The organism is Heyndrickxia camelliae (assembly GCF_002844575.1).
Classification (GTDB): domain Bacteria; phylum Bacillota; class Bacilli; order Bacillales; family Bacillaceae_C; genus Margalitia; species Margalitia camelliae.
The window spans coordinates 601,176-625,436 of the sequence record NZ_PIQO01000001.1; the positions used below are offsets into that span (position 1 = coordinate 601,176).

Here is a 24,261-nt window from a genome sequence, read left to right on the forward strand (position 1 = left end):
AAGCCCCTTTTCTTTCATATACATAAAGTATTCTTTTTATAGAAGATTAATCCAACGGAAAAATGGATATAAAATAAAAAGGAGTTTCCTTCTTTTTTCACATATTTATATTCTAAAGAAAAAATCTGGGTGGTGGAGATATGGCAAAACGTAAAAATGAATTGTGGGAATGGACTAAAGCCCTTCTCATTGCGGTCGGACTTGCAGTAATTATTCGTTATTTTCTATTTGCACCAATTGTGGTAGATGGGTTATCCATGATGCCTACCTTACATAACGGGGATAGAATGATTGTAAATAAGTTAGGAAAACCAAATCGGTTCGACATTGTCGTTTTCCATGCCCCAGAGAAAAAGGATTACATAAAAAGAGTTATTGGCTTGCCAGGCGATAAAATCGAATATAAAAATGATGTTTTGTATATTAACGGAAAGGCATATAAAGAGCCTTATTTAGATAAATACAAAAAAATAACACAAGGACCATTAACAGAAGATTTCACATTAAAGGATTTAATTGGGCGAGACACAGTTCCAAAGGGTGAGATTTTTGTTATGGGAGATAATCGCAGGCAAAGCAAGGACAGCAGAATTATTGGCCCAGTGCCTTTAACAAAGGTAATTGGTGATACGAAACTAATTTATTGGCCAATGAAAGATATCCGTATAGTAAAATAATTGTTTTTGGAGTTGAGATACATGACCATTCAATGGTTCCCAGGTCATATGGCGAAAGCACGCAGGGAAGTATCTGAAAAATTAAAGCTGGTTGATATAGTTTTTGAATTAGTAGATGCAAGGATTCCCGTTTCGTCCGCAAATCCTATGCTGGATGAAATTGTGCAGCAAAAGCCAAGATTAATTTTATTAAATAAAGCAGATATGGCTGATTCAAATAGGACAAAACAGTGGATACAATTTTACGCTGATAATGGGCAAAAGGCTTTGGCTATTAACTCTCAAGCAGGGAGTGGGATGGATTCAATAGTAAAGGCTGCTCAAGAGTTGTTAAAGTCTAAGTTTGACAGGATGAAATCCAGAGGTATGAAGCCAAGAGCCATACGTGCAATGATTATTGGCATCCCTAACGTTGGAAAATCGACTCTGATTAATCGACTTGCTAATAAAAATATCGCAAAGACCGGCAATACACCGGGTGTTACCAAATCACAACAATGGATTAAGGTCGGTAAGCAATTAGAACTATTAGATACCCCAGGAATCTTATGGCCGAAATTTGAGGATGAGATCGTTGGGTATAAATTAGCGTTAACCGGAGCAATAAAAGATACGATATTAAACTTACAAGATATTGCCGTTTTTGGTATTCGATTTTTAGAGGAGCATTATCCTAACCAATTAAAGGAACGATATCAGTTTGAGCATTTGCCCGATGAAATCGTGGAAGTGTTTAATCATATCGGAAAATTAAGAGGCTGTCTTATGGCACGCGGAGAAATAGATTATGATAAGACTGCGGAAACGATTATTCGTGATTTGCGCTCGTTAAAAATCGGAAGAATTACTTTTGATTTTCCCGATCAAACAGATCAATCCTAAATGGTGAGGCTAAGTATGGAAAGTTATACAATTAAAGAAATAGCATTAAAATTGGAACAAGTAAATAGCTTGAAGGATTCTTTTCTTGAAGAAATCAAAAAGGATACCCGTAAAGGTGTACAAAACTTATGGAAGAAAAAGGTTAATGCATTAAATAAGGAAGAGTTGGAACGGGAACATTTCCTGGAAATGATGAAATATGAAAATGAAATAAAGGCAGAAGGCTTTAAATTGATCGCTGGCATTGATGAAGTTGGGAGAGGACCGTTAGCGGGTCCAGTAGTAGCTGCTGCTGTCATATTGTCTGACAGCTTTTATTTACCTGGGATAAATGATTCGAAACAACTTTCTGAACAAAAACGAGAAGACTATTATGAGTTTATTATGAGGGAAGCTAAATCAGTGGGGATTGGAATTGTTTCTGCAGAAGAAATTGATCATATCAATATTTATGAGGCAACGAAGAAGGCTATGAACACCGCAATAAATAATTCTAGTATATTCCCGGATTATTGTTTAATTGATGCAATGAAATTAGCATTACCCATTCCGCAAACTTCCATCATAAAAGGAGATGCAAAAAGTGTTTCCATTGCAGCAGCATCTATCGTTGCAAAAGTTACCCGTGATAGATTGATGAAAGAATATAGCAATCAGTACCCCCAATACCATTTTGAGAAAAATATGGGATATGGAACTCAGGAACATTTGCTGGCATTAAATACATATGGTCCCTGTCTTATTCATCGTAAATCATTTGCACCTATTAAAGATATAATATAAAAAACTCAACCTGTAACGGTTGAGTTTTTTACATTATAAAGAAGCACGATAAATGGAAAGTACATCCTCACGATTTAATTTAGTGAAAGTACCAAATTCACCATTGGCCATTGCTCGATCTGCCATAACATCTAATTTGCTGTCGTCAATATCATAATCTGCTAATCGTGATGGCGCACCAATACTGTTCCAGAAATCACGAAGCTTCTCAATTCCTTCAAGTCCAACCTCTTCATCTGTTTTTCCATCTGGATTTACATCAAATACACGAACAGCTAGTTGTTTGAAACGAGAAGGCTTAACATGTAAGTTATGCTTCATCCAGTTAGGGAATAATATGGCCAATCCTCCGCCGTGTGGAATATCATAAACGGCAGAAACAGCATGCTCTAGATTATGTGTTGCCCAATCTCCGCGATAGCCCATATTTAATATTCCGTTTAATGCCATTGTTCCACAATAAAGGATGGTAGCACGATATTCATAATTTTCAAGATCATTTAACAGTTTAGGGGCCGTTTCCATAACTGTCTTTAATAATCCTTCACACATCCGATCTTGAAACTCTGTATTTTCTGTTAGATGGAAATAATGTTCGAATACATGTGACATCATATCCACGATGCCGTATACGGTTTGATTTCTTGGGACAGTATATGTATTTACAGGATCTAAAATTGAAAACTTAGGGAATGTGAGCGGGCTTCCCCAACCATATTTTTCATTTGTTTCCCAATTTGTAATGACAGATCCTGAATTCATTTCCGAACCAGTAGCTGCAAGGGTAAGAACCGTTCCAAATGGAAGTGCATCCTTTGCGAAAGCCTTTTTAATAACTAGATCCCAAGCATCTCCATCATATTTGGATGCAGCTGCAATCAGTTTTGTACAGTCAATAACACTGCCGCCACCAACAGCTAATAAAAATTCAACGCCTTCTTTTTTGCAAATGTCTACTCCCTTACGCACAGTGGAGACACGAGGATTTGGTTCCACTCCAGAAAGTTCAAACACTTCTGCATTTATTTCATTTAATTGATTGATTACTTTATCATATAAACCGCTTTTTTTAATGCTTCCTCCGCCATAGACAAGTAATACCTTTTTTCCATACAGAGGAATTTCTGTTTTTAATTGTTCAAGCTGATCTTTACCAAAAATTAATTTTGTCGGATTTAAGAAAGTAAAGTTATCCATTTTTTTCAGCCTCCTTCAGTATGTATTATGATAGATAAAAAATGAAAAAGCAAAAAAATTGCCCTGCTTCTCTTATGTGTAAAATAACTTTAGTTAAACCACTTCTATAACTATTTTATACTATTCCTTAATACATATAGTGGTCCTTCGTACCGATGTTTATGTAAGTTTTTATATAATTCAACCATACTCCCTAATAAAACAGAATATGAATAAGACATAAAGGTTTGATAAAGGAGTGAGATTCATGGCATTAAAAAAACAAGTTTTGGAAGAAATGAATCGGTTGATTGAAAAACTCAGGACAGATCAATTGCCAGATGGATCATGGGACTATCCTTTTGAAACAGGTATTAAAACAGATGCCTATATGATAATTCTTTTAAGAATGTTAGAACTGGAGGAAGAAGACTTAATTAGAGGGCTTGTTAAACGTATTTTAAGCAAACAGGCGCAGGATGGTTCATGGAAGCTTTTTCACGATGAAAAGACGGGAAACTTAACTACTACTATTGAAGCTATATATGCTTTAAGATATTCGGGATATGTATCAAATGAGGAAAGCCAGATGATGGCAGCGAAGGGGTTTATATTGAAGCATGGGGGATTGGAAAAATCACAAATGTTCACGCAAATATTATTAGCAATTGGTGGACAAATGGATTGGCCAAGTTCATTTCCTATTCCTGTTGAGGCAGTGCTCCTTCCAAATCAATTCCCCATTAACTTTTATGACATTTCCGTATTTGGTAGAGCAAATATTGCACCGATTTTAATTCTGAGTGATACAAGGTATACAAAGATAACAAATCGGAGTCCAGATCTATCAGATCTTTTTACAGATAGAGAAGCAGGTTCCTTTACTTTACGACAAACGAGAGATTTACGTTCCTTACTGGATTATATAAAAAAAGGGATTGATAGTCTAGTAGGTATACAGGAAGATATACATGAAAAGGCAATAAATAAATTAGAAATGTATATGTTGAACAGAATAGAAGCGGATGGAACCTTTTATAGTTATTTTAGTGCTACTTTCTTAATGATATTTGCCCTTATGGCAAGAGGTAAGACGAAAGAGGATAAAATAATCGTTAATGCAGTGAATGGTTTAAAATCGATGATTTGTGAAATTGATAATCTTCCGCACTGCCAATATACAACGGCAAATGTATGGAATACGACATTAATCAGCTATGCATTGCAAGAAGCTGGGGTTTCCAAAAACGCCAATACGATACAGAAAGCAAATCAATACCTCTTATCTCGACAACATTATAAATACGGTGACTGGGTTATTCATAATAAGCATGCAAAACCAGGAGGTTGGGGTTTTTCAAACATTAATACACTAAATCCTGATGTAGATGATACCACAGCTGCTTTAAGGGCTATTCGAAGACAATCCATTCAAAATCATCACTTTCGACCTATATGGGATCGTGGAGTGGAGTGGGTTTTGTCCATGCAAAATGATGATGGTGGCTGGCCGGCCTTTGAGCGAAATATTGATAACCCTCTCTTAACGATTTTGCCTGGAGGTGAAGATTTATTATTAGATGAGTCAAGTGCAGATTTAACTGGAAGAACGATAGAGTTTTTTGGAAAACATACAAATTTAAATAAGCGATACCCTCCTATCAAAAAAGGGATAAAATGGCTGTGGAAACATCAGGAAGAAGATGGATCATGGAATAGCAGATGGGGAATTTGCTATATATATGGAACCTGGGCGGCACTCACAGGAATGCGCGCGGCAGGGGTAGAGGCAGAACATCCTTCAATCCATAAGGCAATCAGTTGGTTGAACAAAATACAAAATGATGATGGTGGCTGGGGAGAATCTTGCAACAGTGATATCGAAGAAGAATATGTTCCTTTGGGTTTTAGTACTATAACACATACGGCATGGGCGGTAGATGCGCTAATTGCCGTGTCGGATAAAATTACCCCACAAATTCAAAAAGGAATTAACTTTCTATGCCATAATGCCGATATAAATAATTGGAGAACTACTTATCCTATGGGGCAGGGAGCAGCTGGCTTATTCTATATTCATTATCATAGCTACAATTATATTTGGCCATTACTAACCTATTCGCATTTTATTCATAAATTTTATAAAGAATACTAGTTGAAAGGAATAATATTATGTTGTCTTCGATAATAAAAGGATTTCAACCATTAAATATAAAAAGTCAAGATAACACCTTTTCCTTTCAAAAGGGAAAGATTTTCTTTGGACAGGTGAAAAATATATATCCAAATAATTTTGCCCTCTTGCAAATTGGAAATCAAAGTCTTATTGCAAAACTTGAAGTACCATTGACAAATGGAGAATCATATTGGTTTCAGGTGGATTCGGATGACGGAGCGATTCAGCTAAAACTTCTATCAAATAAACAAAGCAATAACAATATGACTACTATTTTAAAGCAGCTTTCTTTGCCTGCAACGAAAACAAATCTGGAAATAGCATATTTTCTATCAAAAGAGCAAATTCCTTTTACAAAGGAATCCATCAGCAAAATAAGTGGATGGCTATCACAATCAACAGATATAAAACAAGATATAAAGATTGTCAAGCAAATGCTGGAAAATGATTTGCCCTTAAATGAATCCATATTCAAATCACTTTTGGCGGGGGAACGTAAGGAACCTATTCACTATCAACTACAAAATCTCCAGCAGTTGCTTTCAAAGGAAGCTCAGACACCAACTGTTAAGGAAATACAAGCTGTTATCAACTCTATTACAAACATTCAAAATAAACAAATCGTTGCCAATTTAATTCAAGACTTAAAAAATGGAGCAGTTTCTGATAATAAGAATTGGCAAAAGATATCCAGTTCTATATTACAAAAACTAGGAAAGGAGATAGAGTCTCCTTTCCTTGATTCAAAACCAACATTCCAATCTAATACAATACATAATCAACTGGAAGGGTTAAGAGAACTAGCGGATATTCATAACCCATCCAACACACAAAAACTAGTGGATCGTTTGTTAAATGTTATTAATCAAATAAATTCAAAGGAACTAACAAATGAACTACCTTCTTTTACCCAACAGGAAAAGGATTTTTTAAAGGGAATTGTAACCAATATGAAACAATCGGTTAACGGGAAAGAATTTTTGCATCAATTTAAGGAAGCAACAAAATCATTAGGATTATTTTATGAATATCAGGTTTCTGTTCATGCGGAAAATAATCAAGTGAAGGATCTATTAAAACCGTTGTTAGTTAAATTTTTGCAAGAATCTGATCATGTTCTTGAGGTAAGGGATACAGTGGAAGGTATGGTCAATAAAATGAATGGACAGCAAATCCAGATGTATGATAATGGCCCTCTTCAGCATTTATTTTATGAGATTCCTATTCAATTATTTGGATATCAAACAAATTTAACTATGCAATGGTCAGGAAAGAAAAAGGAAGATGGGAAAATTGACCCGAACTATTGTCATATTCTTTTTTATTTACATTTAGAACATCTTCAAGAAACCATTGTAGAAATGAAGGTACAGAATCGTGTAATCAATGTGAATGTCTATAATGAATTGCCGGAAATAAAGGAAGTAGCTTTGAAGATAGTTCCTGTTTTAAAAAAGAACCTAGAGGAACTTCATTATCAATTATCCGCTGTTCATTTCATGGGAAAGTCATCATTATTGGAAGTGAATAAAAAAGAGAACAATAATTCTGTATCTCAGATTTATACGGGAGTGGATATACGTGTATAAAAAAAAACGAAATCCTCCAGAACTAAGAGAAGCAATAGCTTTAAGCTATCATTCTGAAAAATATTCTGCTCCAATAGTGAAGGCAAAAGGAAAAGGATATGTAGCTGAAAATATTATTGAAAAAGCCAAGGAAAACAACATACCTATACAGGAGGATCAAAGCTTAGTACAATTGCTTGGAAACCTGGATATCAATGAAACAATTCCCGAAGAGCTTTATGAAGCTGTTGCAGAAGTATTTGCATTTATTTATAGGGTTGATCAACAAACAGGTAAAGGACATTAGGCATCTAATATATAGATGTTTTTAATGTCTTTTTTAGTTTAATAGATTAAAGGAATAGCTCTATAATTCCGATAGTTTAAAATAAATTGTAAAATTATATAATTTCTTCATAAAGCTAGACATATTTTCTACCTTTATATACAATGAAAACGCAGTTAAATTTTTGTCATTGTTTGATAGGAGGATGGAAAATGAATATCCATGAGTATCAAGGTAAAGAAATCCTCAGAAAATACGGGGTAGCGGTACCAAATGGAAAGGTTGCTTTTACCGTTGATGAAGCAGTGGAAGCTGCGAAACAACTTGGTACACAAGTATGTGTAGTAAAAGCACAAATTCATGCCGGAGGTCGTGGTAAGGCTGGCGGTGTTAAGGTTGCTAAGAACTTAGATGAAGTTCGTACATATGCAAACGAAATCTTAGGAAAAACTTTAGTTACACACCAAACTGGACCAGAAGGAAAAGAAGTAAAACGTCTTCTAATTGAAGAAGGTTGCGACATTAAAAAAGAATATTATGTAGGACTAGTATTAGATCGTGCAACTTCTCGTGTTACTTTGATGGCATCAGAAGAAGGCGGTACTGAAATTGAAGAAGTTGCGGCAAAGACGCCAGAAAAAATCTTCAAAGAAACGATTGACCCAGTTGTTGGGTTAACAGCATTCCAAGCTCGCCGCATTGCATTTAATATTAATATTCCTGCTGAGTTAGTAAACAAAGCTGTTAAATTCATGATGGGCTTATATACAGCGTTCATCGAAAAAGATTGCTCTATCGCTGAAATTAACCCACTTGTTGTAACAGGTGATGGAAATGTAATGGCACTTGATGCGAAATTAAACTTTGATTCTAATGCATTATACCGTCAAAAAGATGTCTTAGAATATCGTGATCTGGAAGAAGAAGATCCAAAAGAAATCGAAGCATCTAAATATGACTTAAGTTATATCGCACTAGATGGAAAAATTGGATGTATGGTTAACGGTGCCGGACTTGCAATGGCTACTATGGATATCATCAAGCATTACGGTGGAGATCCTGCCAACTTCCTTGATGTTGGTGGCGGTGCTACAGCGGAGAAAGTTACGGAAGCATTCAAAATCATCCTTTCTGACAAAAATGTTAAGGGTATCTTCGTAAATATCTTTGGCGGAATTATGAAGTGTGACATTATTGCAGAAGGTGTCGTGGAAGCTACTAAACAAGTTGGACTTGAATTGCCATTAGTAGTTCGTTTAGAAGGAACGAATGTTGAATTAGGTAAGAAAATCCTTAATGAATCTGGATTAAACATCGTTGCTGCTGAATCAATGGCAGACGGCGCACAAAAAATCGTTGAACTAGTAGGCTAAGAAAGGCAGGGGAATAAAATGAGCGTTTTTGTTAATAAAGACACAAAGGTAATCGTCCAAGGTATTACTGGTAAAACAGCTCTTTTCCATACAAAACAAATGTTAGAATACGGAACAAAAATTGTAGGTGGTACTTCTCCTGGTAAAGGCGGTACTGAAGTGGAAGGCGTTCCTGTATTCAATACGGTAGAAGAAGCTGTACATGCAACTGGTGCTAACGCTTCTGTTATCTATGTACCAGCTCCATTTGCTGCAGATGCTATTTTAGAAGCAGTTGATGCTGAATTAGATCTAGTTATTTGTATCACTGAGCATATTCCAGTACTAGATATGGTTAAAGTGAAACGTTATATGGAAGGCAAGAAAACTCGCCTAGTTGGTCCGAACTGTCCAGGAGTTATCACTCCAGGCGAATGTAAAATCGGTATCATGCCTGGTTACATTCATACAAAAGGTCATGTAGGTGTTGTATCTCGTTCTGGTACATTAACTTATGAAGCTGTTCATCAGCTCTCACAAGCAGGTATTGGTCAAACAACTGCTGTTGGTATCGGTGGAGACCCTGTTAACGGAACAGATTTTATTGATGTTCTCAAAGCATTTAATGAAGATCCAGAAACAGAAGCTGTTATTATGATTGGTGAAATCGGTGGAACAGCAGAAGAAGAGGCAGCACGCTGGGTTAAAGCTAATATGACAAAACCAGTTGTTGGTTTCATCGGCGGTGTAACAGCACCTCCAGGAAAACGTATGGGTCATGCGGGTGCCATTATTTCTGGCGGTAAAGGTACTGCGGCAGAAAAAATCCGTGTAATGAATGAATGTGGAATTAAAGTCGCAGAAACACCATCTGTAATGGGTGAAACATTAATTAGTGTCTTAAAAGAAAAAGGTCTTTACGAAAAGTGTAAAACTCACTAATTAATATAAAAATATAAAGGCATAGTCCCTCTGATGAAGAGGGGCTATTTACCATATATTCAAAGGAAGAAGTGAAAAACTAGATTTAGGAGGACTTTATGGAAGAATTTAAAAAAAGACTTATTCATCTTCATCATTGCCAAGGCATTACATCTAGTGTCATCCTTAAGATGCTAAAAAAAGACCCCGATTTACATTCTTTATATACTTTATCCCTCACTGCATTAAAGTCCATCACTTTAGGAAAAATGAATCAAATAGAAAGAATCTACTATGACCTGCATCATTTATCCATCGATGCATTACTTTTAAACTATCAAAGACACAACATTCAATGCCATACGATTTTCGACGATACCTATCCTAATCTATTAAAACAGACATATAACCCTCCTTTAGTACTTTATTCCATTGGAGATTCACGCCTATTACAATTCCCTTCGATTGCAATTGTAGGATCCAGAAAAGCTAATTTTGATGCAATGAAAGCAATTAGAAAGATAATGCCTGCTTTAATCAAAAAGGAATTTGTGATTATTAGCGGACTAGCAAAGGGGGTAGATACAATGGCACATAAAACTTCCATACAATGTAAGGGTAAAACGATTGGAGTATTAGGAAGTGGATTTTTTCATATTTATCCGCAGGAAAACATTGGATTAGTAGAGAATATGAAGAAAGAGCATTTAATTATATCGGAATACCCTCCGCATACCAAGCCGCAAAAGTGGAATTTTCCGATGCGAAATCGTATCATTAGTGGACTCTCAAAAGGAACAGTAGTGATTCAAGCAGAACAAAGGAGCGGTTCTCTTATCACCGCCGATTATGCACTTCAAGAGGGCAGGGAAGTATTTGCTGTACCTGGAAATATTGATGAATCTCTTTCACAAGGTACTAATAAACTGATACAACAAGGTGCTAAACTGGTTCAGTCAGGGGAAGATATCTTGGAAGAGTTCGCCTATTAACTGTATCTGCAGAGCACTAGTTTTTTTAAAAAGTTAAGGAAGTTAATTTTTTCATTATATCATCGTGGTAAATTGGAAATGATTAAATTTCAAGAGGAATGAGTGAGATAGGAGTCTAATATATATTGTTTTTTAAAAGGAATAATTGACAAATATGAAAATCAGGTCTATTATGTACACTTGATTTCAGTATGTGTAAAAATTAACAGATGTAATAATCATCTTAAGAAATTTATATAACACCTCTGGGGAGGATTTTTGATGTCAGACTACTTAGTAATAGTGGAATCGCCGGCGAAGGCGAAAACCATTGAACGATATCTTGGAAAAAAATATAAAGTGAAAGCATCTATGGGGCATATTAGGGATTTACCTAAGAGTCAAACAGGTGTTGATGTTGAACATAATTACGAACCGAAATATATAACGATTAGAGGAAAAGGTCCAATTTTAAAAGATTTAAAAACAGCCGCAAAAAAAGCGAAAAAAGTCTATCTTGCGGCCGACCCCGATAGAGAAGGGGAAGCAATCGCATGGCATTTAGCACATAGTTTGGATGTGGATATTCATTCTGATTGCAGAGTTGTTTTTAATGAAATAACGAAGGACGCCATTAAAGAATCTTTTAAGCACCCTCGGCCAATAAATATGGACTTGGTTGATTCTCAACAAGCGAGGAGAATTCTCGACCGTTTAGTCGGCTATAATATCAGTCCATTACTATGGAAAAAGGTAAAGAAAGGATTAAGTGCTGGAAGGGTACAATCAGTGGCCGTTAGACTTATTATCGATCGTGAAAATGAAATAAAGAATTTTATTCCCGAAGAATATTGGTCTATTACAGCCAATTTTGAATTTGGCAAAGAGACTTTTCAAGCTGCTTTTTATGGTATAGAAGGTAAAAAACTTGAATTAACATCCGAAGCAGATGTCAAAGAAGTACTATCAAAGTTAATTGATAAGTATACGGTTTCTTCCGTTTCCAAAAAAGAAAGAAAAAGAAATCCTGCACCACCATTTACTACATCTTCTTTACAGCAGGAAGCTGCAAGAAAGCTTAATTTTAGAGCAAAGAAAACAATGATGTTAGCGCAACAGCTTTATGAGGGAATCGATCTTGGCAAAGATGGAAGTGTCGGTTTAATTACTTATATGAGAACAGATTCGACACGTGTTTCTGAAGTTGCTCAAACTGAAGCAGCGTCATATATCAAAGAAAATTTTGGAACTGAATTTGCTAGAACCGAGCAAAGAAAGGATAAAAAACAAACAAATGCTCAAGATGCTCATGAGGCAGTAAGACCAACAAGCACATTTAGAGACCCCAACTCCTTAAAAGAATACTTAAGCAAAGATCAGTTGCGTCTATATAAGCTAATATGGGAGCGTTTTGTTGCCAGTCAAATGGCCCCTGCTATCATGGATACAATGAGTGTTGATATATTAAATGGAGAAGTAGTTTTTAGGGCGACTGGTTCAAAAATCAAGTTTCCTGGGTTTATGAAGGTTTATGTAGAAGGAACAGATGACGGGCAAGAGGAGAAGGAAAATCTATTGCCGGATCTTAAGACAGGAGATAATGTAAAATCAACGGATATCGATCCAAAACAGCATTTTACACAACCGCCTCCACGTTACACCGAAGCAAGACTTGTAAAAACTTTAGAAGAACTAGGGATTGGTAGACCATCAACATATGCTCCGACTCTTGATACAATACAAAAACGTGGTTATGTTGCGCTTGAAAATAAACGTTTTGTGCCAACTGAACTTGGAGAAATTGTCATTGAACTCATGTTAGAGTTTTTTCCAGAAATTCTCGATGTCGAATTTACCGCAAAACTAGAGAATAATTTGGATGAGATCGAGGATGGTCATGTTGAGTGGGTTAAGATTATTGATGAATTTTACAAAGATTTTGAAGTGAAATTAAAAAAAGCAGAAGAAGAAATGGAAAAGGTTGAAATTAAAGACGAGTTTGCCGGAGAAGATTGCGAGAAATGCGGGAGCCCTATGGTATTTAAAATGGGGCGCTATGGTAAATTTATGGCATGCAGCAATTTTCCGGATTGCCGCAATACAAAACCAATTGTAAAAGAAATTGGCGTAAAATGTCCTAAATGTGAAAAAGGAAATATTATCGAACGTAAAACAAAGAAAAAAAGAACATTCTATGGTTGTGACCGCTATCCGGATTGTGATTTTATATCCTGGGATAAACCAATCGAACGAAAATGTCCTAAATGTGATCATGTTCTAGTGGAGAAAAAATTGAAAAAGGGAATTCAAGTTCAGTGTACGAATTGTGATTATAAGGAAAAGACCGAGAGTTAAAGAGTAAGCGGATGCTTACTCTTTCTAATTTTCTCTTACAGATAAAGTAAAAATAATGAGGATTTTGTGAAATTTTTGTTTCGAAGTCCCTTTTCCTTTCTTTCTTTCACATTGTATTGTAAAATGCTTAAGGGTAATTCATTCAATACAATAATAATTCACGAAACAATTCGAAACTTTGTGAAAAATTTGTATTATTCGTTGCAAGGGTTACTAAATTATGATACTATTTAGTAGCCCTTGTGAGGTGTTAAACGTGAATAAAGGCTTGGAAAACTGTTTAAATTCATATATCGAGTATATTCAAATTGAAAAGAATTACTCGGAGTATACTATTAAATTTTATCGTCAAGATATTGAACACTTCTTTATGTTCATGTCTGAACAAAGTATATCTGATGTAAGTAAAGTGGAATACTTTGATGCAAGACTCTATTTAACTCAATTATATTCGGGTAAATACAAGAGAGCGAGTTTAGCACGTAAAATATCTTCCTTGCGTAGTTTCTACAAATATTTGATGAGAGAAAAGATTGTTTCTGAAAATCCATTTGCACTCTTAATTCAGCCCAAAAAAGAGCTTCGAATACCAAAGTTCTTTTATCAAGAAGAAATGGAGAAGTTATTTGAGGCTTGTGAAGGGCAAAGCCCTTTGGATAAGCGAAACAAGGCATTGTTAGAAATATTATATTCTACTGGGATCCGTGTTAGTGAATGTGCAAGCATTCAATTGAAGGATATCGACTTTGATTACGACGCTATTCTTGTGAATGGTAAAGGGAGCAAACAGCGCATTGTTCTATTCGGTTCATTTGCGAGTAATGCCCTTCAGGATTACATAAACACTGCAAGAAACCAATTGATGAAAAATGCCATATCTCATGATCAATTATTTGTAAACTATAAGGGAAGCCCTTTGACTGTTAGGGGCATTAGACATATACTGAATAACTTAATTGACAAAGCAGCACTTACCGGAAAAATGCATCCTCATATGCTTAGACATACGTTTGCTACTCATTTATTGGATAATGGTGCAGATATAAGAACGGTTCAAGAGCTTTTGGGTCATGAATACTTATCATCCACACAAGTTTATACCCATGTTACAAAAGAGCATCTTAGAAAAACATATATTGCACATCATCCAAGAGCATAATTGACGCATTGGAAAATTTTAAATTATTTATTGTATGTGAAATAAAGGTATAAAAATATGAGTAAATATGTATAATTTATGGGAATAAAAAGATATTATATTTCCAAATTTAAACTGTATGATGGAGTAACTAAGGTTCCGTGAAGGAATTAAATATATGCTAAGTCTTCTGGAGGTGTTCGAAATGGGTGATTTCCATGCAACTACTATTTTTGCTATTCAACATAAAGGCAAAAGCGCCATGGCTGGAGACGGTCAGGTTACATTTGGAAATGCTGTAGTGATGAAACATACGGCGAAAAAAGTTCGAAAGCTTTTTAACGGAAAGGTGCTAGCTGGCTTTGCCGGTTCGGTTGCAGATGCATTTACCTTATCGGAAATGTTTGAGGGGAAACTTCATGAATATAATGGGAATTTAACACGTGCAGCAGTTGAATTAGCAAAGCAATGGAGAAGCGATAAAGTTTTGCGAAAATTAGAAGCGATGTTAATTGTAATGGATGAAAATAATCTTTTACTTGTTTCGGGTACGGGTGAAGTCATTGAACCAGATGATGGCATATTAGCAATAGGCTCCGGTGGCAATTATGCGTTGGCTGCTGGCCGTGCGCTTAAGCAATTCAGTGGAGAGCATTTAACAGCGAAAGAAATGGCAGAGGCGGCTCTAAAAATTGCTTCTGATATTTGTGTTTATACGAACTCGAATATTATTGTGGAAGAATTATAATTTTAACTTCTTTTAATTTGCAAATTGCAGTGATGTAAGTTTGTCTCTTCATAATGAAAAGAAGGAGTGAGGGTATCTTGGCTTATAAAATCAATAAAGCGATGAGTTTAACGCCTAGACAGATTGTTGAAAAGCTTGATCAATATATCATTGGGCAAAAAGATGCAAAAAGAGCAGTGTCAGTTGCATTAAGAAACCGATACCGAAGAAGCCTTTTAACCGAAGCACTTCGTGAGGAAATCATTCCTAAAAATATATTAATGATTGGACCTACTGGTGTTGGTAAGACGGAAATTGCAAGAAGAATTGCGAAATTAGTAGGTGCGCCGTTTGTAAAGATTGAAGCGACAAAGTTTACGGAAGTTGGGTATGTGGGGCGCGATGTAGAATCAATGGTTCGAGATTTGGTAGAAACATCAGTGAGACTTGTAAAAGAAGAGAGAATTAATGATGTGAAGGACCAAGCAGAGCAAAATGCAAACCGTCGTTTAGTGGAGCTATTATTACCCACTAAAAAGAAAGCAAATAATTATAAGAACCCATTTGAAATGCTTTTTGGCGGCGGAAATGATCAAGAGCAAGACTTAGATAATGATTCCCAAGAAGATGTATCAATGAAGGAAAGAAAAAAAATCATTGAAACAAAGCTTGCGAATAAAGAACTCGAAGATGAACTAGTATCAGTTGAAATAGAAGAGCAAGTTCCATCTATGTTTGATATGCTACAAGGGTCCGGAATGGAACAAATGGGAATGAATATGCAAGATGCATTAAGCAATCTTATGCCAAAGAAGAAGAAAAAAAGAAAGTTAACCGTTAGTGAGGCTCGTAAAGTATTAACAAATGATGAAGCTCAAAAACTAATAGATATGGATGACGTAACACAGGAGGCCGTTTATCGCGCTGAACAAACGGGTATTATCTTTATTGATGAGATAGATAAAATCGTTAGCAAAAGTGGAAGTTCATCTTCTGGCGAGGTATCAAGAGAAGGTGTCCAACGCGATATCCTGCCAATTGTAGAAGGTTCTACAGTGGTTACGAAATATGGATCGGTAAAAACGGATCATGTTTTATTCATCGCTGCAGGCGCATTTCATATGGCAAAGCCATCAGAGTTAATACCTGAGCTACAGGGACGTTTTCCGATTCGTGTCGAGCTAACAAAACTATCGGTAGACGATTTCTACCGAATTTTAGTGGAACCCGATAATGCATTAATTAAACAATATACTGCATTATTAGAAACAGAAGGTATACAAATTGAATTTTCTGACGAAGCTATTGTTAGAATTGCTGAAATTGCATTTGAAGTGAATCAAAATACAGATAATATAGGTGCAAGACGACTTCATACAATCATGGAAAAGCTTCTGGAGGATTTATCTTTTGAAGCTCCTGAAATTACTTTGGAAAAGGTCACAATTACACCTCAATATGTAAACGAAAAACTTGGTGCTATTTCGCAAAACAAGGACTTGAGTCAATTTATATTATAGACGAATAATTCTGTTAAGCATTATTCCTTAAATTTTAGCATCGAATAGTGAAAAATTTCAGCTTAATTTTTAGAACAAAATATGCAATGATTAAATACCTAGGAGGAAGAAAAATGAATTTATTAGACAGAACTAGAAAGATTAATGCGATGTTACAAAAGGCTGCCGGAAAGCCGGTAAATTTTAAAGAAATGGCACAAACACTAAGCGAAGTAATTGAGGCGAATATTTTTGTGGTAAGCCGCAGAGGAAAATTACTTGGTTTTGCTATCAATCAACAAATTGAAAATGAACGCATGTCTCATATGTTAGAGGAACGTCAATTTCCAGAAGAGTATACAAATAGTTTGTTTAACATTAACGAAACTTCATCAAATATTGGTATTGAAAGTGCTTATACTGCATTTCCAGTTGAAAATAAAGATTTATTTGTAAGTGGATTAACTACTATTGTACCAATTATTGGTGGTGGAGAAAGATTAGGTACACTTATTCTTGCTAGACTACAGGAAAAATTCAATGATGATGATTTAATTCTTGCTGAATACGGTGCTACAGTTGTAGGTATGGAAATTTTACGTGAGAAATCTGAAGAAATTGAAGAAGAAGCAAGAAGTAAAGCGGTTGTACAAATGGCGATTAGTTCACTATCATACAGTGAGTTAGAAGCAATTGAGCATATTTTTGAGGAACTCAACGGGAAGGAAGGCTTACTTGTAGCATCAAAAATTGCTGATCGTGTTGGAATCACACGTTCCGTTATTGTGAATGCACTTAGAAAGCTTGAGAGTGCCGGTGTTATTGAATCACGTTCATTAGGGATGAAAGGTACTTATATTAAAGTGTTGAACGATAAATTCTTAGTGGAACTTGATAAATTAAAGGCAAACTAAACGACAAATATTTGGAATAGAAGAAGTCAATATCTTTAAAAAGCCGTCAATGCATACAATTGACGGCTTTTTCTCATTTCTTAATATAAATGCCTCGATTCATCCAACATTATCCACTAGTTTGAAATTTCATCGCTTGTTAAAATTAGAACAGCAAAAAACTTCATTGATAATTTTGTCGTATCTTTGTATATATTGTTGTTATTGCGTAATATTTATAATCCAAAAGAACTAATTTGTTAAAAAAAGATATATAAATAATTAAAATTCAAAATATGTGCATGGACACTAAGTTATGAAAACATTAAAATAGTTGATAGAATATTGTGTCGTAATGGATAAAAATATGTCGTATCTTAGATAGAGGTGTAGAAATTTTGAAGTTATTTAATAATACCTTTTCCACAGTAGAGAATGCCTTAAATTATTCTTCATTAAGACAAAAGGTAATAGCTGATAATATCGCAAATGTTGATACTCCGAATTATAAAGCGAAGGATGTTTCGTTTGGGGCTATGTTAAACAATTCTATTAATGAAAGTTTTGCCGCTAAAATGACAGATCAAAGGCATATTCCTTTCCGAGCTGTCTCTGGTAATTCAGCTATTATTACACAGCAAAATGTGGAATATAACGATAATGGCAATAGTGTAGATATAGATAAAGAAATGTCAAATCTAGCTACAAACCAAATATATTATAGTGCATTAACAGACCGTATCAATGGTATGTTTTCTACTTTGCAAACTGTCATTAAAGGTGGTAATTAAGCATGTCAATATTTAATAGTATGAACATTACGGCGTCCGCTTTAACGGCACAAAGACTTCGTATGGATGTAATTTCCTCCAATATGGCAAACGTTGATACAACAAGGGGTAAAATGGTAAATGGTAAATGGCAGCCATATCAACGTAAAGAAGTTGTTCTTGAACCAATGTCCAACTCCTTTAACTCTTTTTTACAAGAGGCTTCCGGAAATACGACCGGAAACGGTGTTAAGGTTTCTAAAATTGTCGAAGATCAAACGCCATTCAAGCTTGTGTATGATCCACAGAACCCAGATGCAAATGCAAATGGATATGTTCAAATGCCAAATGTTGATCCATTAAAAGAAATGGTAGACCTGATGAGTTCAACTAGATCCTATGAAGCAAATGTTACTGTTTTTAATTCTAATAAAGCGATGCTAATGAAGGCGTTGGAAATAGGTAAATAATACATATACGCCTATTAAAGCTTACTGCTACTTATTTAAAAAATTATGAATCTGTAAATAAACTTATAGATGGAGGAACATTTATGGCTCTTCAAAATATTAATTCGGTTGCTTCTAATATTTTACGACCGTCCAACCAAATAAATTTTAATCAAAATAATATTGGACAAACAACAAATGTAAGTCCAACGAAAACTAGTTTTGCAGATATACTAAAAAAGTCGATTTCTGAAGTAAATAACGATCAACTTCAATCAGATGTATTAACACAAAAATTAGCAAATGGCGAAAATGTAGATTTGCATGATGTAATGATTGCTGCGCAAAAAGCCAATATTACATTGCAAGCAGCGTTACAAATTCGAAACAAGGTTGTTGAAGCTTATCAAGAAACAATGAGAATGCAAGTGTAATTCTTCGCTTAGACCTATACCTTCGATTTTGACAAAAAGATAAAAGTGATATGTGATTCGGGGGAAAGAAATGAATGAGAATATAAAAAAATTCTTTAATAGAATAAAAGATTACTGGAACAGCAGATCAAAAAAACAAAAAATTACAGGAATATCGGCATTTATAATTATTCTTTTACTTATTTCTGGAATTACTTATTTTACCACCAGAACTACAATGGTACCATTGTACAGCAATCTTGAGCCATCTGAAACGGGTTCCATAAAACAGAGCTTAGATGCAAAAGGAATAAAGTCTGTCATTAGTGATAATGGCAAGACGATTAGTGTCCCAGAACAGGATGTAGATAATCTTAAGGTGGAATTGGCATCAGAAGGGATTCCAAAGACAGGAAGTATTGATTATTCCTTTTTTAGTCAAAATGCTAGTTTTGGTATGACGGATAATGAATTTAATGTCATTAAATTAGATGCGATGCAAACAGAATTATCTAATCTCATTAAACAAGTAGATGGCGTTGAAGATGCTAAAGTCATGATTAATATGCCTGATAAAGGGATATTTGTTAACGATTCAAACCAACAAGCATCTGCATCCGTTGTATTGACGACAAAGCCTGGATATGAGTTTACAGATAAACAAATAAAATCTCTTTATAATTTGGTTTCCAAAAGTGTTCCGAATCTTCCTACAGATAATATCGTCATTATGAATCAAAATTTTGAGTATTTCGATTTAAATAATGATAAAAATTCTACTGGAAGCACTTTTGCCGAACAAATGGATATAAAACATCAGATTGAAAGAGATATTCAAAGACAAGTTCAAACCATGCTGGGAACCTTAATGGGATATGACAAGGTTGTAACAAGCGTTACAGCAGATGTTGATTTTACTCAAGAAAATACAGATGAGCACTTAGTTCAACCTGTTGATAAGCAAAACATGAAGGGGATTGCGGTAAGTGCGCAAAAAATTACAGAGACATATTCCGGAAATGGGGCCGCAGCAGGTGGGGTGCCAGGAACAAATTCATCGGATACTGGTTCTGGGACAACTTATGTCCAAAACAGCTCAAATGGAAATGGTGACTATGAAAAAATACAAGAAACAATGAATTATGAAGTAAATAAAATTCATAATCAAATTGTACAAAGTCCATATAAGATTCGTGATTTAGGAATTCAAGTAATGGTAGAGCCGCCAAACCCGAAAAATACGAATTCATTACCACAAAGCAGGATTCAGGATATTAACAAAATTTTATCAACTATTATTAGCACCTCCATTGATAAAAGCAGTGGAACTAATTTATCCAATCAGGCTATTCAAAATAAAATTGCCGTATCGGTTCAACCGTTTAATGGAAAGGCAACAAATACTGCGGTAAGCCAATCGAAGATTCCGTGGTGGGTATATGTTATTGGTGGAGTATTACTATTAATAATCGGACTACTGGTATTCTTTATGTTGCGATCTAGAAGAAGAGTAGTAGAAGAAGATACTTTTATTACAGAAGAGCCAATTAAGATTGCTGATGTGAATGAGGAACATGAAACAGAAACTTCTCTTCGCAAGAAACAATTAGAAAAAATGGCAAAAGATAAACCGGATGAATTTGCCAAATTATTACGTACATGGTTATCCGAAGAATAGGGGGGTAGGAAATGGCAAGTAGAGAAAAAGGTTTGACTGGAAAACAAAAAGCCGCTATCCTTCTTATTTCCTTAGGCCCTGATGTTTCTGCATCCGTGTATAAGCACTTATCAGAAGAAGAGATAGAAAAGCTGACCTTAGAAATATCAGGTGTAAAAAAAGTTGCAGCAGAAACAAAAGAAGAAATATTAGATGAATTTCATAATATAGCCCTAGCACAGGATTATATATCCCAAGGTGGAATTGGTTACGCAAAAACAGTTCTGGAGAAGGCGTTAGGACCGGAGCAAGCTGCTACGATTATTAACAGGCTAACCTCTTCCTTGCAAGTTAAACCTTTTGATTTTGCTAGACGCGCTGAGCCATCTCAAATTCTTAATTTTATCCAAAATGAGCATCCACAAACAATTGCACTCATTCTATCTTATTTAGAGCCTGAAAAAGCAGGGCAAATACTATCAGAATTGCCGCAAGATGTACAAGCGGACATTGCAAGGCGGATTGCCATTATGGATCGCACTTCACCAGAAATAATAAGTGAAGTCGAAGCGATATTAGAACAAAAACTTTCTTCAACGGTAACACAAGACTATACTCAAACAGGCGGAATTGAAGCAGTAGTGGAAGTGTTGAATGGGGTGGATCGTTCAACTGAAAAAACCATCTTGGATTCGCTTGAAATTCAAGATCCTGAACTTGCTGAGGAAATTAAAAAACGGATGTTTGTATTCGAAGATATTGTTACATTAGATAACCGTTCGATTCAAAGAGTTATCCGAGAAGCGGATAATGAAGATTTATTGCTATCTCTTAAAGTATCAAGTGAAGAAGTAAAGGATGTTGTATTCCGAAATATGTCTTCACGTATGGTTGAAACCTTTAAGGAAGAAATGGAGTTTATGGGGCCAGTGCGTTTAAGAGATGTTGAAGAAGCACAATCACGAATTGTGACCATTATCAGAAAACTGGAGGATTCCGGAGAAATCATCATAGCGCGTGGTGGAGGAGATGACATCATTGTCTAAGATAATTAAATCTTCTATAAATACTGATCTTCCAGGCAAAATCATTGGAATAAAAGAGATTTATTTGAAAAATACCCTTGAATACGGTGATATTGATCCAGTTTTTGAGAAGGAAAAAGAGAAATACTTAAGTCAATTTCAACATAAAGCAGAGACAATGATTCAAGATGCAGAATGTCATGCTCAAACAATAAGAGAACAAATCGAACAGGAAAAAGCACAATGGATGCAAGAAAGGCAAGCTTTGATTGAAGAGGCAAAACGAGATGGATTTGAAAAAGGTCTTATAGAGGGCAGAAATCAAGGAATGGAAGAGTATCGCTCTCGAGTAGAGGAAGCAAATCAAATGGTTGAACATACGAAAAATGAATTTATAAAGCATATAGAAGAATCGGAAAAAGTAATATTGGATTTGGGTATCAAAGCTGCTGAAAAAATTCTGTATGATACATTATCGGAACAACCAGAAAAATTTCTTTCACTAGTAAAACAAACGATTAAAGAGGTAAGAGAAAATCAGGAAATTAAAATTATGATACACCCTTCGAAATACTCATTGATTAACTCCCATAAAGACGAATTGGACGGTCTTTTAGCAGGTAAGGTTCAATTTTATATTTACGGTGATGATCAATTATCGGAATATCAGTGCGTTGTAGAAACGGAAAATGGCCGAATTGATGCAAGTATTGATAGTCAGTTGAGGATTTTACAAGAGAAACTGCATGAGATATTAGAAGGTGCTCATTTATGAAAGCAAGTGAACTATTGTCCTTCATTCCCAATATTGAAACATACAAGCGGTTTGGCAAGGTGAATCGTGTCGTTGGACTTATGATTGAATCCATCGGACCCGAAAGTTCAATTGGAGAAGTATGTATCATTCATGTTGGTGGAAAGAAAAAGGGCAGAAAGATAATGGCAGAAGTGGTTGGATTTAAAGAAGAAAACGTCATTCTTATGCCGTATACTGAAATTCAAGAAATTTCTCCTGGAAGTTTAGTAGAAGCAACAGGAAGTTCACTTGAAATTAAAGTAGGTAATTCATTAATAGGAAAAGTCATTGATTCACTAGGGAGACCGTTGGACGATACACCATTACCTAAAGGGTTAAAAGCAATACCAACGGAACAAGCTCCCCCAAATCCATTAACTCGACCACCTATATCAGAGGAAATTGAATTAGGTGTTCGCGCCATTGATAGCTTATTAACAGTAGGAAAAGGTCAAAGGGTCGGCATTTTTGCTGGAAGTGGAGTAGGGAAAAGTACATTGCTGGGAATGATAGCTAGGAATACAAAAGCAGATTTGAATGTAATAGCACTTATTGGAGAACGTGGGCGTGAGGTGAGAGAATTTATCGAACGGGATCTTGGACCAGAAGGATTGGCAAGATCCATTGTGGTGTGTGCTACCTCCGATCAACCTGCATTAATGAGAATTAAAGGTGCATTTACAGCAACTGCCATTGCGGAATACTTTAGGGAAAAAGGGCTGAATGTAATGTTTATGATGGACTCTGTTACCCGTGTCGCAATGGCACAACGTGAAGTGGGACTGGCGGTAGGAGAACCTCCAGCAACAAAAGGATACACTCCTTCGGTATTTGCGATTTTGCCAAAATTATTAGAACGAACAGGCACGAATCAAAATGGAACCATTACGGGAATATATACTGTTTTGGTAGATGGTGATGATATGAACGAGCCTATTGCAGATACTGTTCGTGGAATACTAGACGGACACTTTGTTCTTGATCGTGCGTTAGCTAATAAAGGACAATATCCTGCTATCAATATTTTAAAAAGCGTCAGCCGATTAATGAATCAGCTTGTTTCGGATATGCATAAGCAAGCAGCTGAAAAAATTAGAGATCTTTTGAGTACATATCTAAATGCTGAAGATCTCATAAATATTGGAGCATATAAACGAGGTAGCTCAAAGGAAATTGATTTAGCTATTCAAATGTATCCGAAAATTATTTCTTTCTTGAAACAACGCACAGATGAAAAAATTACGATGAATGAAAGCATTGCCTCTATTATAAATCTTGCAGAAAATGGTGAGCAATCATGAATTACCATTATAAATTCGAGAAGGTTTTAACATTTAAAGAACGGGAAAAAGAAGAGGCATTATCGGTTTATCAAAATGCTGTTAAAACATTCGAAGAGGTTGCAGAAGAATTATATCGTTTGCTGAAGAAAAAAGAAGAATTAGAACAATTTCAAGCAAAAAAATTGGAAACTGGTTCTTCGGTTCAAGAAATAAGACATTATCAGCGCTTCATTATAAATATGGATAAATCCATTAACTATTATCAAGAACTTGTAATGAACGCGAGAGATCGTATGAATTGGTGTGAAACACAGCTTATCGAAAAAAATGTTGAAGTAAAAAAATATGAAAGAATGAAAATAAAAGATTACGAAAAATTTCTGGAACAAATAAAGCTTGAAGAAGACAAGCAAACAGACGAAATTTCAACTCTCCAATATTTTCATCGAACAGGAAATTAGGTG

At 35.4% G+C, this 24,261-nt stretch carries 23 protein-coding genes; 22 read left to right on the forward strand and 1 reads right to left on the reverse strand.

Annotated elements, in window-relative coordinates; all coding sequences use genetic code 11:
* Positions 1-140: 140 nt before the first annotated feature.
* The 3 genes from lepB to rnhB are packed head-to-tail and all read left to right on the forward strand — an operon-like array spanning position 141 to position 2,342.
* Entirely contained in the window at positions 141-677 is a 537-nt protein-coding gene (gene lepB / locus CWO92_RS03000; RefSeq protein ID WP_101352685.1) for a signal peptidase I, read from the forward strand.
* A gap of 21 nt (positions 678-698) precedes the next feature.
* The gene (gene ylqF / locus CWO92_RS03005) at positions 699-1,559 is read left to right on the forward strand and encodes a ribosome biogenesis GTPase YlqF (protein ID WP_101352686.1); all 861 of its coding nucleotides are present in this window, start codon (positions 699-701) and stop codon (positions 1,557-1,559) included.
* 15 nt (positions 1,560-1,574) lie between these two features.
* On the forward strand, positions 1,575-2,342 hold the full coding sequence (gene rnhB, locus CWO92_RS03010) for a ribonuclease HII (RefSeq protein ID WP_101352687.1): 768 nt from the start codon (positions 1,575-1,577) through the stop codon (positions 2,340-2,342).
* Between the two features lie 33 nt (positions 2,343-2,375).
* On the opposite strand, the gene CWO92_RS03015 is transcribed toward rnhB, so the two are convergent.
* Positions 2,376-3,539, reverse strand: coding sequence for an iron-containing alcohol dehydrogenase (locus tag CWO92_RS03015; RefSeq protein ID WP_101352688.1), 1,164 nt, complete (start codon positions 3,537-3,539; stop codon positions 2,376-2,378).
* Positions 3,540-3,786: 247 nt separating this feature from the next.
* On the opposite strand from CWO92_RS03015, the gene CWO92_RS03020 reads away from it, so the two are divergent.
* From CWO92_RS03020 to fliJ, 19 genes are all read left to right on the forward strand, one after another.
* Positions 3,787-5,673, forward strand: coding sequence for a terpene cyclase/mutase family protein (locus CWO92_RS03020; protein ID WP_101352689.1), 1,887 nt, complete (start codon positions 3,787-3,789; stop codon positions 5,671-5,673).
* A 17-nt stretch (positions 5,674-5,690) separates the two neighbouring features.
* Positions 5,691-7,283, forward strand: a complete 1,593-nt coding sequence (locus CWO92_RS03025) for a TP0910 N-terminal domain-containing protein (protein WP_101352690.1) — start codon at positions 5,691-5,693, stop codon at positions 7,281-7,283.
* Positions 7,276-7,569, forward strand: a complete 294-nt coding sequence (locus CWO92_RS03030; RefSeq protein ID WP_101352691.1) for an EscU/YscU/HrcU family type III secretion system export apparatus switch protein — start codon at positions 7,276-7,278, stop codon at positions 7,567-7,569. Before CWO92_RS03025 ends, CWO92_RS03030 begins: the two co-directional genes overlap by 8 nt.
* Positions 7,570-7,760: 191 nt before the next feature.
* Positions 7,761-8,921, forward strand: coding sequence for an ADP-forming succinate--CoA ligase subunit beta (gene sucC, locus CWO92_RS03035; RefSeq protein ID WP_101352692.1), 1,161 nt, complete (start codon positions 7,761-7,763; stop codon positions 8,919-8,921).
* Between the two features lie 18 nt (positions 8,922-8,939).
* On the forward strand, positions 8,940-9,842 hold the full coding sequence (sucD, locus tag CWO92_RS03040; protein ID WP_101352693.1) for a succinate--CoA ligase subunit alpha: 903 nt from the start codon (positions 8,940-8,942) through the stop codon (positions 9,840-9,842).
* 98 nt (positions 9,843-9,940) lie between these two features.
* Positions 9,941-10,813, forward strand: a complete 873-nt coding sequence (gene dprA, locus CWO92_RS03045) for a DNA-processing protein DprA (protein WP_101352694.1) — start codon at positions 9,941-9,943, stop codon at positions 10,811-10,813.
* A gap of 261 nt (positions 10,814-11,074) precedes the next feature.
* On the forward strand, positions 11,075-13,147 hold the full coding sequence (topA, locus tag CWO92_RS03050; protein WP_101352695.1) for a type I DNA topoisomerase: 2,073 nt from the start codon (positions 11,075-11,077) through the stop codon (positions 13,145-13,147).
* A gap of 256 nt (positions 13,148-13,403) precedes the next feature.
* Positions 13,404-14,306: a tyrosine recombinase XerC gene (xerC, locus tag CWO92_RS03055; RefSeq protein WP_437177497.1), complete on the forward strand. Its 903-nt coding sequence runs from the start codon at positions 13,404-13,406 to the stop codon at positions 14,304-14,306.
* 184 nt (positions 14,307-14,490) lie between these two features.
* Positions 14,491-15,033: an ATP-dependent protease subunit HslV gene (gene hslV / locus CWO92_RS03060; protein WP_101352697.1), complete on the forward strand. Its 543-nt coding sequence runs from the start codon at positions 14,491-14,493 to the stop codon at positions 15,031-15,033.
* A 101-nt stretch (positions 15,034-15,134) separates the two neighbouring features.
* Positions 15,135-16,532 carry an ATP-dependent protease ATPase subunit HslU gene (gene hslU / locus CWO92_RS03065; protein WP_165786594.1) on the forward strand — a complete coding sequence of 466 codons (1,398 nt, stop codon included), beginning with the start codon at positions 15,135-15,137 and terminating at the stop codon, positions 16,530-16,532.
* Positions 16,533-16,645: 113 nt separating this feature from the next.
* A complete protein-coding gene (gene codY / locus CWO92_RS03070; protein WP_101352698.1) occupies positions 16,646-17,425 on the forward strand; it encodes a GTP-sensing pleiotropic transcriptional regulator CodY in 780 nt (259 codons plus the stop codon).
* 377 nt (positions 17,426-17,802) lie between these two features.
* Entirely contained in the window at positions 17,803-18,195 is a 393-nt protein-coding gene (gene flgB / locus CWO92_RS03075; RefSeq protein WP_101352699.1) for a flagellar basal body rod protein FlgB, read from the forward strand.
* 2 nt (positions 18,196-18,197) lie between these two features.
* On the forward strand, positions 18,198-18,644 hold the full coding sequence (gene flgC, locus CWO92_RS03080; RefSeq protein ID WP_101352700.1) for a flagellar basal body rod protein FlgC: 447 nt from the start codon (positions 18,198-18,200) through the stop codon (positions 18,642-18,644).
* A gap of 83 nt (positions 18,645-18,727) precedes the next feature.
* Positions 18,728-19,057, forward strand: a complete 330-nt coding sequence (gene fliE, locus CWO92_RS03085) for a flagellar hook-basal body complex protein FliE (RefSeq protein ID WP_101352701.1) — start codon at positions 18,728-18,730, stop codon at positions 19,055-19,057.
* A 70-nt stretch (positions 19,058-19,127) separates the two neighbouring features.
* A complete protein-coding gene (gene fliF / locus CWO92_RS03090; RefSeq protein WP_101352702.1) occupies positions 19,128-20,714 on the forward strand; it encodes a flagellar basal-body MS-ring/collar protein FliF in 1,587 nt (528 codons plus the stop codon).
* An 11-nt stretch (positions 20,715-20,725) separates the two neighbouring features.
* Positions 20,726-21,739 carry a flagellar motor switch protein FliG gene (fliG, locus tag CWO92_RS03095; RefSeq protein ID WP_101352703.1) on the forward strand — a complete coding sequence of 338 codons (1,014 nt, stop codon included), beginning with the start codon at positions 20,726-20,728 and terminating at the stop codon, positions 21,737-21,739.
* Positions 21,732-22,493 (forward strand): flagellar assembly protein FliH, encoded by a 762-nt coding sequence (fliH, locus tag CWO92_RS03100; protein ID WP_158175631.1) that lies wholly within the window; start codon positions 21,732-21,734, stop codon positions 22,491-22,493. The genes fliG and fliH overlap by 8 nt, the downstream gene beginning before the upstream one ends.
* Complete coding sequence (gene fliI, locus CWO92_RS03105; RefSeq protein WP_101352705.1) at positions 22,490-23,815, forward strand: flagellar protein export ATPase FliI; 1,326 nt, start codon at positions 22,490-22,492, stop codon at positions 23,813-23,815. Before fliH ends, fliI begins: the two co-directional genes overlap by 4 nt.
* Positions 23,812-24,258 carry a flagellar export protein FliJ gene (gene fliJ / locus CWO92_RS03110; RefSeq protein ID WP_101352706.1) on the forward strand — a complete coding sequence of 149 codons (447 nt, stop codon included), beginning with the start codon at positions 23,812-23,814 and terminating at the stop codon, positions 24,256-24,258. The genes fliI and fliJ overlap by 4 nt, the downstream gene beginning before the upstream one ends.
* Positions 24,259-24,261: the final 3 nt, after the last annotated feature.

Excerpts from the sequence above, each read along its gene's own strand:
- sucC (WP_101352692.1), top strand. The coding sequence starts at position 7,761 with ATGAATATCCATGAGTATCAAGGTAAAGAAATCCTCAGAAAATACGGG.
- ylqF (WP_101352686.1), top strand. The coding sequence starts at position 699 with ATGACCATTCAATGGTTCCCAGGTCATATGGCGAAAGCACGCAGGGAA.
- topA (WP_101352695.1), top strand. The coding sequence starts at position 11,075 with ATGTCAGACTACTTAGTAATAGTGGAATCGCCGGCGAAGGCGAAAACC.
- codY (WP_101352698.1), top strand. The coding sequence starts at position 16,646 with ATGAATTTATTAGACAGAACTAGAAAGATTAATGCGATGTTACAAAAG.
- fliI (WP_101352705.1), top strand. The coding sequence starts at position 22,490 with ATGAAAGCAAGTGAACTATTGTCCTTCATTCCCAATATTGAAACATAC.
- rnhB (WP_101352687.1), top strand. The coding sequence starts at position 1,575 with ATGGAAAGTTATACAATTAAAGAAATAGCATTAAAATTGGAACAAGTA.
- CWO92_RS03025 (WP_101352690.1), top strand. The coding sequence starts at position 5,691 with ATGTTGTCTTCGATAATAAAAGGATTTCAACCATTAAATATAAAAAGT.
- CWO92_RS03020 (WP_101352689.1), top strand. The coding sequence starts at position 3,787 with ATGGCATTAAAAAAACAAGTTTTGGAAGAAATGAATCGGTTGATTGAA.
- sucD (WP_101352693.1), top strand. The coding sequence starts at position 8,940 with ATGAGCGTTTTTGTTAATAAAGACACAAAGGTAATCGTCCAAGGTATT.
- hslV (WP_101352697.1), top strand. The coding sequence starts at position 14,491 with ATGGGTGATTTCCATGCAACTACTATTTTTGCTATTCAACATAAAGGC.
- CWO92_RS03015 (WP_101352688.1), bottom strand. The coding sequence starts at position 3,539 with ATGGATAACTTTACTTTCTTAAATCCGACAAAATTAATTTTTGGTAAA.
- fliE (WP_101352701.1), top strand. The coding sequence starts at position 18,728 with ATGGCTCTTCAAAATATTAATTCGGTTGCTTCTAATATTTTACGACCG.
- fliG (WP_101352703.1), top strand. The coding sequence starts at position 20,726 with ATGGCAAGTAGAGAAAAAGGTTTGACTGGAAAACAAAAAGCCGCTATC.
- dprA (WP_101352694.1), top strand. The coding sequence starts at position 9,941 with ATGGAAGAATTTAAAAAAAGACTTATTCATCTTCATCATTGCCAAGGC.
- lepB (WP_101352685.1), top strand. The coding sequence starts at position 141 with ATGGCAAAACGTAAAAATGAATTGTGGGAATGGACTAAAGCCCTTCTC.
- hslU (WP_165786594.1), top strand. The coding sequence starts at position 15,135 with ATGAGTTTAACGCCTAGACAGATTGTTGAAAAGCTTGATCAATATATC.
- fliF (WP_101352702.1), top strand. The coding sequence starts at position 19,128 with ATGAATGAGAATATAAAAAAATTCTTTAATAGAATAAAAGATTACTGG.
- flgC (WP_101352700.1), top strand. The coding sequence starts at position 18,198 with ATGTCAATATTTAATAGTATGAACATTACGGCGTCCGCTTTAACGGCA.
- fliJ (WP_101352706.1), top strand. The coding sequence starts at position 23,812 with ATGAATTACCATTATAAATTCGAGAAGGTTTTAACATTTAAAGAACGG.